The following is a 13,016-nucleotide window of genomic DNA, read 5'->3' on the forward strand; positions in this document are numbered from 1 at the left end:
CAGGGGAACTACACGAGTTTAATACTTGAATATAATTCGTGGAAGTCCCCCTTTGAAAAAAGGGGGACTTAGGGGGATTTGAAATTTTACAAAACGCGTACTGCGCCTTTTGCTGCGCTGGTTGAATGCATCGCGTAAATCTTGAGTGCCTTAGACACTTTACGTTTACGTTCTTCTACTGGATGCCAACCTTTGGCTTCTTGAACCGTACGGCGATGTGCCATCGTTGCATCATCCACATCTAAATGGATGGTACGATTTGGGATATCGATTTCAATGGTATCACCATCTTCAACCAAACCAATTGCTCCACCTTCCGCAGCCTCTGGAGAAACGTGACCAATCGATAAACCCGAAGAACCACCCGAGAAACGACCATCGGTAATCAAAGCACAGTCTTTACCTAAGCCTTTAGATTTCAAATAGCTGGTTGGATACAGCATTTCTTGCATACCCGGTCCACCACGTGGCCCTTCGTAGCGAATCACCACGATATCGCCAGCCACAATTTTATGCTCTAAAATCGCTTCTACCGCAGAATCTTGACTCTCAAAAACGCGCGCAGTGCCAGTAAATTTAAGGATCGAATCATCCACACCTGCTGTTTTTACGATACAGCCATCCAACGCGATGTTGCCGTAAAGCACAGCCAAACCGCCATCTTTAGAGAAGGCATGCTCAGCATTACGAATCACGCCATTTTCACGATCACCGTCCAAAGTTGAATAATAACGATTTTGTGAGAATGCCACTTGGGTTGGAATACCGCCCGGAGACGAACGATAGAACTCATATACATCGGCATCTTCGGTACGGATAATATCCCACTTGTCCAATGCATCTTTCAACGTTGGTTCATGTACGGTTGGACATGATGTCTTTAACAAATTGGCACGATCAAGCTCACCTAAGATCGCCATGATGCCCCCTGCACGGTGGACATCTTCCATGTGTACGTCTGATTTTGCAGGCGCAACTTTAGATAACACAGGCACTAGACGAGAGAGACGGTCGATATCATCCATGGTGAAATCGACTTCAGCTTCGTGAGCAGCAGCCAACAAGTGTAATACCGTATTGGTTGAACCACCCATGGCAATATCTAGGGTCATGGCATTTTCAAATGCATCTTTGGTTGCAATCGAACGCGGTAAAATGCTGTCATCGTTTTGTTCATAGTAGCGTTTTGCCAATTCGACTACCAAGCGCCCTGCTCTCAAGAACAATTTTTCACGATTTGCATGGGTAGCGACGATTGAACCATTGCCCGGTAAAGATAAACCCAAAGCTTCAGTTAAACAGTTCATCGAGTTCGCTGTAAACATGCCTGAACACGAACCGCAAGTTGGACAAGCTGAACGCTCAAACGCGGCAACTTCTTCATCGGTATAACTTTCATCTGCCGCAACTACCATCGCATCAACGAGGTCAATCGCTTTTTCATTGCCACGGAATTTGACTTTACCCGCTTCCATCGGACCGCCAGACACGAAGATCACAGGAATATTCAAGCGCATTGCCGCCATGAGCATACCCGGTGTGATCTTGTCACAGTTCGAGATACACACCATTGCATCCGCACAATGAGCATTGACCATATATTCAACAGAATCTGCAATCAAATCACGTGATGGCAGCGAATAGAGCATGCCATCATGACCCATGGCAATGCCGTCATCGACTGCAATGGTATTAAATTCTTTTGCAACACCACCTGAAGCTTCAATTTCTCGCGCAACCAGTTGCCCTAAATCTTTAAGATGCACATGACCTGGAACAAATTGGGTAAATGAGTTGACCACCGCAATAATAGGTTTGCCAAAATCTTCATCTTTCATGCCCGTCGCACGCCATAAACCACGCGCGCCAGCCATATTTCTTCCATGTGTTGATGTTTTCGAACGATAATCAGGCATTTTGTATTCCCAACAAGTTTGTGCTCGAGACGAATAGGACATTCTCTCTGGCGAAATGATACTGAGCTAAGCCCATCATACTACAAGTTATCGTTTAACAGATGACCACTGAAGCTATCTTTTTTTGCTCAAAGGCAATTGATAGCATCTGATTAGGGGCTAGTGGCTTTTTCGCTTATAATTTGCAGTAAGTTTTTTTCGGAATGCATTTGTGAAAATCATATTTGCTGGTACGCCTGAATTTGCTGCAACGGCATTGGCGGCATTATTAAAATCATCACACCAGATTGTTGCAGTTTATACTCAACCTGACCGCAAAGCAGGTCGTGGGCAGAAGTTAACACCTTCCCCAGTCAAGCAACTTGCACTTGAACACGGTTTACCTGTTTATCAACCTTTGCATTTTAAAGCTTCGACCGAAGAAGGCTTAGCGGCTCGACAAGAGCTTGCTGCACTTGGCGCAGATGTGATGGTGGTTGCGGCTTATGGTTTGATCTTACCTCAGGCGGTTTTGGATACACCTACATACGGTTGTCTCAATATTCACGGTTCATTACTACCGCGCTGGCGTGGTGCTGCCCCGATTCAACGCGCCATTGCCACAGGTGATGCAGAAACTGGCATTACCATCATGCAGATGGCAGCAGGCTTAGACACTGGCGATATGATGTATAAAACCTATTGTCCAATTACAGCAGAAGACACATCTGCCAGCCTGCACGATAAACTGGCGACTCAAGGTGCAGACGCGATTTGTACCGTGCTCGAATCAGAGCAAAGCCTACAAGACTTTATTGCCAAACGTGAAGTACAAGACGAAGCGCTGACCGTGTATGCACATAAGCTGGTCAAAGCAGAAGCGCGTATTGATTGGACGAAAAATGCCGTTCAAATTGATCGGAATATTCGCGCTTTCAATCCTTGGCCTGTGGCATTTATTCAACTGGATGAAAATAATGCCTTACGTGTTTGGGGCTCAACCCTTTCTCCTCACAGCAAAGCAGACGCGCAAGTCGGTGAAATTATCGCGATGGACAAACACGGTGTCCATGTGGCCTGTGGTGAAAACAGCGTAGTATGCTTAACCAGCCTGCAATGGCCCGGCGGTAAAGCACTCAATCCAGTGCAAATTGCACAAACCCAAAAATTGCACCTTGGACAAATTCTCCCATGAACCAATCGAATCAATCATCTGCAAAACATTTGAATCTGCGTGCACAAGTGGTCAAAACACTTTTGGCTGTTCAAAATGGGCAATCTTTGGCTTCCGTGTTGAATCAACATATCAATATCGTTTCTGAACGTGACCGTGGTTTATATCACGAACTTACTTTAGGTTGTTTACGCCAGTGGTATTCTTTAAAGGCAATTACCTTACCCTTGCTGACAAAACCATTAGACAATGAAGCACTGGAAAGTTGTTTATATCTTGGTTTGTATCAAATTTTATGTACTCGTATTCCTGTACATGCTGCGATTTCAGAAACTGTAAATGCTGCTAAGCAACTCGGTTTCGAGCCAATGAGTGGTTTGGTCAATGCGATTCTGCGTCGTGTTTCACGTGAAACAGATGAATTTCAAACAGCGTTGAATAATACGCATGGTTTACCTAGTTGGTTATTCAAACGACTTAAAAAAGATTGGCCTGATCAATTTGATGAAATCTGTCAAAACTTAAAACAAGTCGCACCTCTGACCCTGCGCGTCAATGAACGCCAAGTCAGTCGTGACGAATATTTAGAAATTTTGGATGAAGAACAAATTGATGCTCGTCCTTGCATGCTTTCAAATGTTGGTATTGTTTTGGAAAAAACGGGCAACATTACCCATCTACCGGGTTTCGAAGAAGGCGGTTTTTCTGTTCAGGATGAACATGCACAATTATGCGCGACCCTTTTACCGAATTTAGATGGTAAAGTCGTTGTCGATGCCTGCGCTGCACCCGGTGGTAAAACAGCACATATTCTTGAGCGCTATAATCCTAAAAAACTGATTGCGCTTGACCATGATGCAAAACGTTTATTACGTTTGTCTGAAAATATAGAACGTCTTGCCTTAGATCAAACCGAGGTTGAGATTGTTACAGCAGATGCAACCACTTGGCAGGCACCAGAAGCCGTCGACTGTATCGTGCTCGATGCACCGTGTTCTGCAACAGGTGTAATTCGTCGCCATCCAGATATCCGCTTGTTAAGACAATCGACCGACATCGCGCAAACTGTGGCATTGCAACAGCAAATTTTGCAACAGATGTGGCAACAACTCAAAGTGGGTGGCACGCTGTTATACATTACCTGCTCGATTCTAAAAGTTGAAAATGAACAGCAAATGGCAACTTTCTTTGCTGAACATAGCAATGCTGAAGAAATCAAAATCGAAGCAGACTGGGGTATTGAACAGACCTATGGTCGTCAGTTATTACCTTACCTACATTCAGGTGATGGCTTCTATTATTGTTGTATCCAGAAGATCGCCTAACATAAACAAGAAAGCCATACATCAATGTATGGCTTTCTTTATTCTGATCAACGCATTGTTATACGCTATCATCTTTTTGTTCGGGATGACGCATCAAATGTATAATTGAAAGCACCAATCCGCCCCACAACAATCCAATTGCAATGATCATCATGATTAAAGCTGAAGTATTCATCGTCATCTCCTAGCGATTCTTTAAGCTGCTCATAAACAATGCACCGATCGCACAGAATAAAATACAGCCCCAACCAAACCAAAGCTGTAAGCTCATTGCATAATCGCCATAGCCTTTTTGCAACAATGCACTTAATGCAAGCCCAAGGGTAGAAATCAAAACAACTGGGGTAATGATGGTTAAGGTGAATTCCCAAACCCCACCCAATTGGATGGTAGATACACGATTGACATGCTGCTCTAGATCTTTCATCAGTGAACGCTTGAACCATGACACCATAATGATCGAAACCAAAGCACCTGAGACAATGCCTAGATTATTAATAAAGTGATCAATAATATCGACCAGTTTAATCGCGTTGGCACTTGAGAATAAGAAAATAGAAACTGCGCCAGTACCACCACCAATAATGGTCACGGCTTTAGCACGACTCCATTTCAACTTGTCCTGCATCGCTGAGATCGGTACTTGTAAAATACTGACCATCGATGAAACACCAGCAACGAAGAGCGAGCTAAAGAATAAGATCCCGAATAACTCTGCGCCTGCACCTAAGCTTGAAATAATCTTAGGGAACGCAATAAATGCCAAGCCAATACCACCGCTCACCACATCTTGTACGCTTGTTCCTGCGGCATGTGCCATGAAACCAAGGGCTGCGAAAACACCAATACCTGCCAAGATCTCAAACGAAGAGTTAGCAAAACCAATCACCAAACCTGAACCCGTCAAATTGGTTTTTGGTTTTAGGTAAGAGGCATAAGTCACCATGATCCCGAATCCAATCGAAAGCGAGAAGAAGATATGACCATAAGCCGCTAACCAGACTTTATAGTTCTTCATAGCTTCCCAGTTTGGGGTAAAGAAGGCATTTAGACCATCTACAGCGCCCGGTAAACGCAAAGCTTGAATCACCAAAATACCAAACAATACCAATAAGATCGGCATGAAAATACGGTTCGCAAGCTCAACGCCTTTACGAACACCACCATACAAAATAAACAGTACTAAGGCCCAAACACCGATTAATGGCCAAAACAAATGACCAATAAACGTCAGATCAAAAGTGGCGGCTTGAGAAGTCGCCAAGAATTTGTTAAAGAAGAAATTTTCTGGGTCTGTACCCCAGCTTTGACCGAAGGAGAAATAAATATAACTTCCTGCCCAAGTCAGTACACTGGCGTAATAAAGCGCAATCACAATACAAACACATGCTTGCCACCATCCCAAAGACTCAGCCCGTTTGGTGAGTTGTTGGTATGCTTTAGGCGGCGCACCATTGCTGCGATGCCCAACTGCGTAATCTAAAAATAAAAGGGGTAATCCTGCCGTCAATAAAGCTACTAAATATGGAATTAAAAATGCACCGCCACCGTTTTCATAAGCGACATACGGGAAGCGCCAAATATTACCTAATCCAATCGCCGAACCAATTGCAGCGATGATAAAACCTGATCGTGCCGACCAGTGCTCACGAGTTTCTGTCATAAAATAACCTATTCCTAAGGCAACTTTTCGATGCTGCTGTTCTCTGGTTGTTATACTGCTAGCAAGAAAAGTACCAATGCAAATCCTATTATTGGTTGAATCAGAAAAAACCTTTTGAGTTTTCATTTCTTATATTCAAACCAGCAAAAATTAGAAAACTCTTCCTTAAAAAATTTTGACTATTTTTTGCCTGTTGATGATTGAACAATACCCTTTTTTATTTATTTTTACTGTAATTTATACAAAAAAAAATAACCGTTCATCGCCAATTCAGACACGATTGATTATTTTTCAACTCAATTTTCCGACCTCGTTTAAATTTCTCATTTGATTTAAAAACGTGAACAGCATAATTACTTTTCATACATTTAATTTTTGATTCGATAATGTCCCGTGATTTTATACTTAAACAAAATATCTGATTCTTCAGTTCCTCGACCGATATTATGCAAAATCAGCGGGGTTTTCTGAAAAAAACTGTTCTTATCCGAAACGATGCCAATATGCACCAGCCCCTGCCCTAAATCCCACGTCACAATATCCCCAGCACGGTAGTTTTGATCACGCACCTGATAACCTTGTCGTTGGAAATAAGTGGCAATATTCGGAACTCGTCGGTGATCAATATTTTTATCAGGCGCTTTGAGTCCCCATTTATTTGGATACAGCTTAAAGTGCTGGCGCATATCCTCATGCATCCGTTGCTGTAAATCGATGCCTTGACGACGTAATGCTCGAACCACCACATCCGTACAGACACCTTTCACCATCGGTACATCCCCCATCGGATAGTCTAAGCGCGTATATGCAGGATCATAAAATCGGGTGACACCAATTTGTTTTCGCGCATCGCTCACCAACTGCTGCGAAGAAAATGCCCATGCTGACAGCGTCCACAACATGCACAAGCACAATAGGACTAGCTTATAAAATTTAGACATACGCTTTCCTTTCGCCAACAGTAGATCAATACGCCACCCACCGCTAATTAGGCTTGAGTTTCCTTAATCACCAATAACCGTTCTTCCTGCATATCACGAATCGCAGAATGAATCCCCTCTCGACCTAAACCAGAATCCTTCACACCACCATACGGCATATTGTCGACACGGAAAGTAGGTACATCATTGATGATCACACCACCCACATGCAAATGATCCCATGCATACAGCATTTTATTGAGACTCTGCGTATAGACACCTGCTTGTAAACCAAAACGGCTTTGATTAATGGTGGCAATGCCTTGTTCAAAATCTTTATATCTCTCTAGTATTGCGACAGGACCAAAGGCTTCATCCTTATAAATTTCAAGTTTGGCATCGACATTTTCCAACAAAGTTGGTTCGAGTAAAACGCCTTGTAGATTGCCACCGATCAGTACTTTCGCTCCTTTCTTCTCAGCCTTATCAATCCACTTTTTCAAACGAACCGCTTCCGCTGCTTTAATCATCGGACCAACCAATGTCGTACTTAATGCTGGATCATCAGCTTTGATCTTTTTCAGCTTTGCCAACAGTTTCTTTTTCACGTCAGCATAAAGATCGGCATGAATTAAAATACGTTGCACACTAATACAGACCTGCCCAGCATGGCTATATGCAGCACCAATCAAACGATCAATCAGTGCATCGTCAACCACCGCATCTGCTTCAATCATCACCGCTGCATTTCCGCCCAGCTCTAAAGTCACTTTTTTACGACCTGCACGCGCTTTCATATCCCAACCCACTTGGTCAGAACCGGTAAAGCTGAGTAATTTAAAGCGATCATCAGTGACCAAAATATCAGCGGCTTGACGCTCACAAGGCAATACCGACCACGAACCTTTCGGCAAATCCGTTTCTGCCAATACCTCAGCAATTTTTAATGCACTAATCGGGGTTAGACTCGCTGGTTTTAAAACAAAAGGACAACCTGCCGCAATGGCAGGCGCGATCTTATGTGCCACCAAATTTAAAGGGAAATTGAAGGGACTAATCAATGAAACAGCACCAATCGGCACCTGTTTCACCATGCCGCGATAACGCGCTGCGGCTGGCGTGACGGCTAAAGGTAATACTCGACCATCATCAAGTTGTGTCACTGCATCCGCAGCCAATTGAAAAGTATTAATCAACCGTTCAACTTCGGCACTCGCCGCACTACGAGGCTTGCCGCCTTCTGCGATTAAAATTTCGGTCAGCTCGTCACGTAACTCATTAAAGCGTTTTACACAGTGCAATAAGATTTGCTGTTTTTGGAAGGGTTTTAATGCTGCCATTTCGGCTTCTGCTTTGACCGATGCGGCAATCGCCTTTTCTAAAACCTTAGCATCAGCCAACGCCACTCGCGCAAATGTCGTGCCTTGATATTTATTCTGTACGTCTAACCATTGACCTGTTGTGATTGCCTTGCCTGCCACATACAGTGGGTAATCCACAACACTTTGTGTATCTGACATTATTTATTCTCTTTGCAAAAATTTAAAATTAGACTACTGCATATTTGAATTGTTCACTATATGATGCGCCCAATCGGTGATGAATTTACAACAATTCATTACTGTTTCTCGTATTTATTGGAACAATACAATGAAAATATTAAAAATATCAATGCTCGCTTTAGGGACGAGCCTGTGTGGTTTGGCACAAGCAGACGTAATTGGTGTCAAAGGCGATCTCAGCTATTGGAACTACAATGGTAAAGCCAATATGGCTGCGCAAACATCTGCACCAGATCAAGACTTAGACCGTAAAGGTTCAGCACAACTGTCATTGGCTTTTGAACATCCCATTCCGTTACTGCCAAATGCCAAAATTCGCCATGTGAATTTAAAGACACAAACAGAAAATGAGGTTTTGGGGCAACCTATATATGACCTAGATATCGCTCATACCGATTTTATTTTATATTATGAGATCTTAGACAATATCGTCGATGCGGATGTGGGATTTGGTGCAACCACTTTAAATGGTGATGTCACAACGCTTCTAGCAGACCCAACGAGTAGCCTTTATAAAATGGGGAAAGTCGATATCAACAAAACAGTTCCTGTAATTTATGGGTCAGCAGGTGTCAAACTGCCATTCACAGGTTTAAGTGCCAAAGCTGAGTTGTTATATAGCAACTTCAACGACACCAAAATCACCGATGCCCAAGCAGAATTACAATACAACTTTATTGATAACTTACTGGTGGATGTCGGTTTAAAAGCAGGCTATCGCATCTTAAATATCAAGCTAGATGACTACGAAAAAAATGATCTCAAATTTGATTTCAAAGGACCTTATTTGGGTATCGATATCCACTTCTAAACAGGCGATTTAAGCCGTAAAAAAAGCCCTGAAATCTTCAGGGCTTTATCTTTTATAACTGAATGGGAAAGAACAAAATCAATAACGTGACCGTGACACAACCAATAAAAATATTCATGGGTAAGCCGATTTTAATAAAATCACTAAAGCGATAATTTCCTGGTCCTAATACCATTAAATTGGTCTGATAACCCAGCGGTGTCGCAAAACTTGCGGAAGCCGCCATCATAATCGCAAAGACAAACGGAATCGGATTTAAATTCGCTTGAGCTGTAATCTCCAATACAATCGGCAAGGTCAGCAACGCTGCTGCATTGTTGGTAATCACTTCAGTCAATAATGAAACAAAGAAGTAAGTCAAAATCAGCAATAAGATCGCTTCACCCGCACTAAAATGCACGATGAATTGCGCCAGCATTTCAGCTACACCTGTCTTTTCCAAAGCAGCACCCAAAGCAAAAGAAGCCGCAATGGTTAGGATGACGGTTAAATCTAAGCTCTTTTCAGCCTGCTTCACGGTCAGACAACGGAAAATCAACATTGCACCCGCAGCCAACAATGCGGCATTGAGCATGCTGATCACATTAAAGCCAGCGGCAATCACCGCAGCGAGTAAAATGCCCCATGACAATAATGCTTTATCATGTTGCAGTGGTTCATGATCCAGCTCATTGACCAATAGAAAATCTTTATTATATTTTTGTCGAGACACAAAAGCAGGGCGTGCTTCCAATAACAAGGTATCGCCCGCCTGTAATTTAATATTCCCCAAACCGCCTTTTAAACGTTCCCCATTTCGAGCCACAGCCAAAACCACAGCACCATAACGATTACGAAATTTAGCATCACGAATGGCACTACCAATCGCTTCACAATGCGGTGACACAACTGCCTCAACTAAACGACGGCCTGCATGTGTTTCTTCTAAAGAGGACTTTTCGTCAATGCTGTCAGGCGCAACCAATCCATTGATGTTTAACAGTTCAGTAATCGCTTCGGTATCACCTGCAAAAACCAGACGATCATCTCCAAATAAAATTTCATCAGAAGACACGGCCGATAAAACGGTTTGCTGACGTTCAATTTCAACCAAATAAACACGCTTTAAGCTTCTTAGCCCTGCCGCTGCAACCGATTGACCGACCAGTGGACCATTCGGACTCACCACCACTTCTAAGGTAAATTCGCGTAGATTGGAAAAGACATTCTGCTCTTGATGATTGGGCAATAATTTTGGTGCGAGCCAATACATCGCAAACATACCAATGATCGCAACAGGCAAACCAATAATTGTAATATCAAATAAACCAAATCCAGCTTCGCCCGTTAATGCTTGGTACTGCCCATTAACCACCAAATTGGTACTGGTACCAATTAAAGTAATCGTTCCACCCAGAATAGCGGTATAACTCAGGGGAATCATTAATTTAGATGGGGCAATCCCGATCTTCTTCGACCAGCTATTCAATGCTGGAATCATGGTTGCAACCACAGGGGTATTATTTAAAAAGGCACTAAGTGGTGCGATCGGTAAGAAAATTCTAAGCAGCGCCATGCGTTCCGTTTTGGGTGTGCCCAGTAACTTATTGACAAACAGATCAATACCACCAGAATTAGAAATACCTGCGGCAACCACAAACATCGCTGCAACGGTAATCAGGCCTGAGTTACTAAAGCCAGCCAAAGCCTCTTGAGCCGTCAATATGCCCAACACACTCAATACAGTCAAAATCGCTAACATCACAATATGTGGTGCAATTTTTGAAAAAATCAGCGTGAGCAGCCCTGTTAACGTTAAGGCTAATGACAACCATCCTTCCCAACCCATGAGACAGTCTTTCCACAAGTATATAATTTTCCGAATTTTATATAGTAAAACTTGATATACAAATGCGATTTAAAGCTAACCTTAGCTAAAATAATGATAAGAACCTGCCTCTATATCCATTTATATGGTAAAAATCACACGATCTAAGCGTTGAGGTCAATGTAAGCCTGAACGTACAGTGATCGGGGTCATTGACGAATATACAGTGCCCCGTATTCACTTTAATATACAAAGCATACAGAGACAGGAAGTCTCCTTCAGAATAACAAGACCCACAGGAAGTGGTTGTTTATAGGAAGTAAGCAACAATAAACCAAATACGAAAAAAGCCCCATCAGGATGATGGGGCTTTTTTTATCTATCGTTTTTTATAGGCAATTTAAAGATTTTTTAAATACTCAATCACTTCGGTATGCTCTACCATTTCTGCAAGCTGTAGCGCAGTATATTCGCCTTTATAAGCCACGTTTGCACCTTTAATCACTAACAGCTTCACCACTGCTAAATGATCGTTCTCAGCTGCTGCCTGTAACGCACTATAGCCTTCATCATCGGTCTGGTTTGGATCAATACCAGCGTCTAATAATTGTGTAACTTGTTCCGCATCACCGAGTGAAGCCCAATACACCAGTTCAGGAAGATTGAGTTCTTCATCGTCTTCTGGGAGCGGAGAGAAAGAGTTGAGTTGCATAGGAAATACCTAATTTTTTATCTAAGATAAACTTTTTTATACTTCTTTGCTAATCCTTTAGCATTCTATTGATTCTTAAATAAGGAAGAAGCTATATCAAAGTGATAAAGCTTCTATTTTCTCAATTTTACTTTATATATCTATTTAAATATTAATAAAGTAAATCTCTATATTACCATCTTTCAATATCATATTTTTTATATCGAAAACTATGAGCGTATCCAAATCCATCAATATCAGGGAAAAGAGTAAAATACCTAATATCAAAAATATTCGATAACTCCTTCAAAAACCTCTCTTTAACTTGAGGTTGAATAGAAATTGCAATATAAATTTCCTTATCTTGTTCTAATGCTAAGCTGCCAGCAAAGGATTGTGTTGTGAAGCTATATAAAAACTGTGCTCCTTGAGCAACAATGCGTTTACTGACTGCAGGAGGATGCCATGTCTGGGGGTGATTGTGCTGTTTCAGATTTTTAAAAATGTCATCATATTTTCTTTTATCTCCTCGATTTTCACTGCCTCCCAAATGATCTGAATGGATCCCAAATAATAATCCTGTTTTTTGGGGTTCCGAAAAACAACAAAACCAAAGTGCAACAAGCATATTTCTTGAACAGTCGATAAGTCTAGTCGCCGCCCCATGATGCTGTAATTTAGCTAATAATTCTAAGTCCGAAAGCTCTTGTCCACTTTCAAACCTATATCCTTGATGTGTAGCATTTTCAAGCAGATATTTTTCATAATATAAAATATCCTTTTCTTCTACCTTTTTACTATCTAATAATAAACGTCTATAAGCTGAACTATGAATTGGCCATTCAATATCTCCTTGTCCTCTCCAAAGATAGACATTTCTACGTGTATTAGCGTGTCTAGAAACTAAGTCTAAAATTTCTGGAAGCGTTTTAGGTGATACTATTCTCCCAAATAAATCTGATTTAATATATTCCATAGCTCTTAAAAAATTCAAATTTATAATCAATTACTTATAATACTATTTATCGCACAATAAAAAACACCCCCTGCTCTATCGAGTAGGGGGTGTTTGATATTTAAAAGCTGGCGATGACTTACTCTCACATGGCAAGTGCCACACTACCATCAGCGCGAAGAGGTTTCACTTCTGAGTTCGGGAAGGGATCAG

11 protein-coding genes are annotated in these 13,016 nt (G+C 41.9%); 3 read left to right on the forward strand and 8 right to left on the reverse strand.

All coding sequences use genetic code 11. The annotated features are described in order from the left end of the window. Positions 1-86: 86 nt before the first annotated feature. Entirely contained in the window at positions 87-1,916 is a 1,830-nt protein-coding gene (gene ilvD, locus J2Y37_RS14275; RefSeq protein ID WP_004637289.1) for a dihydroxy-acid dehydratase, read from the reverse strand. Between the two features lie 211 nt (positions 1,917-2,127). Here ilvD and fmt point away from each other — a divergent pair, with 211 nt between their 5' ends. Together fmt and rsmB are read left to right on the forward strand one after the other, a co-directional pair. Next, the gene (gene fmt, locus J2Y37_RS14280; protein WP_349033241.1) at positions 2,128-3,090 is read left to right on the forward strand and encodes a methionyl-tRNA formyltransferase; all 963 of its coding nucleotides are present in this window, start codon (positions 2,128-2,130) and stop codon (positions 3,088-3,090) included. Further along, the gene (rsmB, locus tag J2Y37_RS14285; RefSeq protein WP_349033242.1) at positions 3,087-4,394 is read left to right on the forward strand and encodes a 16S rRNA (cytosine(967)-C(5))-methyltransferase RsmB; all 1,308 of its coding nucleotides are present in this window, start codon (positions 3,087-3,089) and stop codon (positions 4,392-4,394) included. Before fmt ends, rsmB begins: the two co-directional genes overlap by 4 nt. 58 nt (positions 4,395-4,452) lie before the next feature. Here the strand turns inward: rsmB and J2Y37_RS14290 are convergent, their stop codons facing one another. The 4 genes from J2Y37_RS14290 to J2Y37_RS14305 form a co-directional block, all read right to left on the reverse strand. Continuing rightward, a complete protein-coding gene (locus J2Y37_RS14290; protein WP_004673659.1) occupies positions 4,453-4,569 on the reverse strand; it encodes a methionine/alanine import family NSS transporter small subunit in 117 nt (38 codons plus the stop codon). Between the two features lie 9 nt (positions 4,570-4,578). Further along, positions 4,579-6,057 (reverse strand): sodium-dependent transporter, encoded by a 1,479-nt coding sequence (locus J2Y37_RS14295; protein ID WP_004673661.1) that lies wholly within the window; start codon positions 6,055-6,057, stop codon positions 4,579-4,581. A gap of 368 nt (positions 6,058-6,425) precedes the next feature. Next, the gene (locus J2Y37_RS14300) at positions 6,426-6,959 is read right to left on the reverse strand and encodes a DUF1287 domain-containing protein (RefSeq protein WP_349033248.1); all 534 of its coding nucleotides are present in this window, start codon (positions 6,957-6,959) and stop codon (positions 6,426-6,428) included. A gap of 86 nt (positions 6,960-7,045) precedes the next feature. Then, positions 7,046-8,497, reverse strand: coding sequence for an aldehyde dehydrogenase family protein (locus J2Y37_RS14305; RefSeq protein WP_349033243.1), 1,452 nt, complete (start codon positions 8,495-8,497; stop codon positions 7,046-7,048). Positions 8,498-8,627: 130 nt separating this feature from the next. On the opposite strand from J2Y37_RS14305, the gene J2Y37_RS14310 reads away from it, so the two are divergent. After that, positions 8,628-9,350 (forward strand): TIGR04219 family outer membrane beta-barrel protein, encoded by a 723-nt coding sequence (locus tag J2Y37_RS14310; RefSeq protein ID WP_034595747.1) that lies wholly within the window; start codon positions 8,628-8,630, stop codon positions 9,348-9,350. A gap of 52 nt (positions 9,351-9,402) precedes the next feature. On the opposite strand, the gene J2Y37_RS14315 is transcribed toward J2Y37_RS14310, so the two are convergent. The 3 genes from J2Y37_RS14315 to J2Y37_RS14325 form a co-directional block, all read right to left on the reverse strand. Beyond that, entirely contained in the window at positions 9,403-11,178 is a 1,776-nt protein-coding gene (locus tag J2Y37_RS14315; protein WP_349033244.1) for an SLC13 family permease, read from the reverse strand. A gap of 379 nt (positions 11,179-11,557) precedes the next feature. Beyond that, a complete protein-coding gene (locus tag J2Y37_RS14320) occupies positions 11,558-11,869 on the reverse strand; it encodes an ankyrin repeat domain-containing protein (RefSeq protein ID WP_349033245.1) in 312 nt (103 codons plus the stop codon). 172 nt (positions 11,870-12,041) lie between these two features. Further along, on the reverse strand, positions 12,042-12,824 hold the full coding sequence (locus tag J2Y37_RS14325) for an FRG domain-containing protein (RefSeq protein WP_349033246.1): 783 nt from the start codon (positions 12,822-12,824) through the stop codon (positions 12,042-12,044). Positions 12,825-13,016 lie beyond the last annotated feature (192 nt).

The sequence above is a fragment of the Acinetobacter sp. 3657 genome, from assembly GCF_031456775.1.
GTDB lineage: Bacteria > Pseudomonadota > Gammaproteobacteria > Pseudomonadales > Moraxellaceae > Acinetobacter.

What these genes read in the sequence shown, in the direction of transcription:
- J2Y37_RS14325 (WP_349033246.1), bottom strand. Translation starts at nt 12,824, where the DNA reads ATGGAATATATTAAATCAGATTTATTTGGGAGAATAGTATCACCTAAA.
- J2Y37_RS14300 (WP_349033248.1), bottom strand. Translation starts at nt 6,959, where the DNA reads ATGTTGTGGACGCTGTCAGCATGGGCATTTTCTTCGCAGCAGTTGGTG.
- J2Y37_RS14295 (WP_004673661.1), bottom strand. Translation starts at nt 6,057, where the DNA reads ATGACAGAAACTCGTGAGCACTGGTCGGCACGATCAGGTTTTATCATC.
- J2Y37_RS14310 (WP_034595747.1), top strand. Translation starts at nt 8,628, where the DNA reads ATGAAAATATTAAAAATATCAATGCTCGCTTTAGGGACGAGCCTGTGT.
- J2Y37_RS14305 (WP_349033243.1), bottom strand. Translation starts at nt 8,497, where the DNA reads ATGTCAGATACACAAAGTGTTGTGGATTACCCACTGTATGTGGCAGGC.
- J2Y37_RS14320 (WP_349033245.1), bottom strand. Translation starts at nt 11,869, where the DNA reads ATGCAACTCAACTCTTTCTCTCCGCTCCCAGAAGACGATGAAGAACTC.
- J2Y37_RS14290 (WP_004673659.1), bottom strand. Translation starts at nt 4,569, where the DNA reads ATGAATACTTCAGCTTTAATCATGATGATCATTGCAATTGGATTGTTG.
- J2Y37_RS14315 (WP_349033244.1), bottom strand. Translation starts at nt 11,178, where the DNA reads ATGGGTTGGGAAGGATGGTTGTCATTAGCCTTAACGTTAACAGGGCTG.
- rsmB (WP_349033242.1), top strand. Translation starts at nt 3,087, where the DNA reads ATGAACCAATCGAATCAATCATCTGCAAAACATTTGAATCTGCGTGCA.
- ilvD (WP_004637289.1), bottom strand. Translation starts at nt 1,916, where the DNA reads ATGCCTGATTATCGTTCGAAAACATCAACACATGGAAGAAATATGGCT.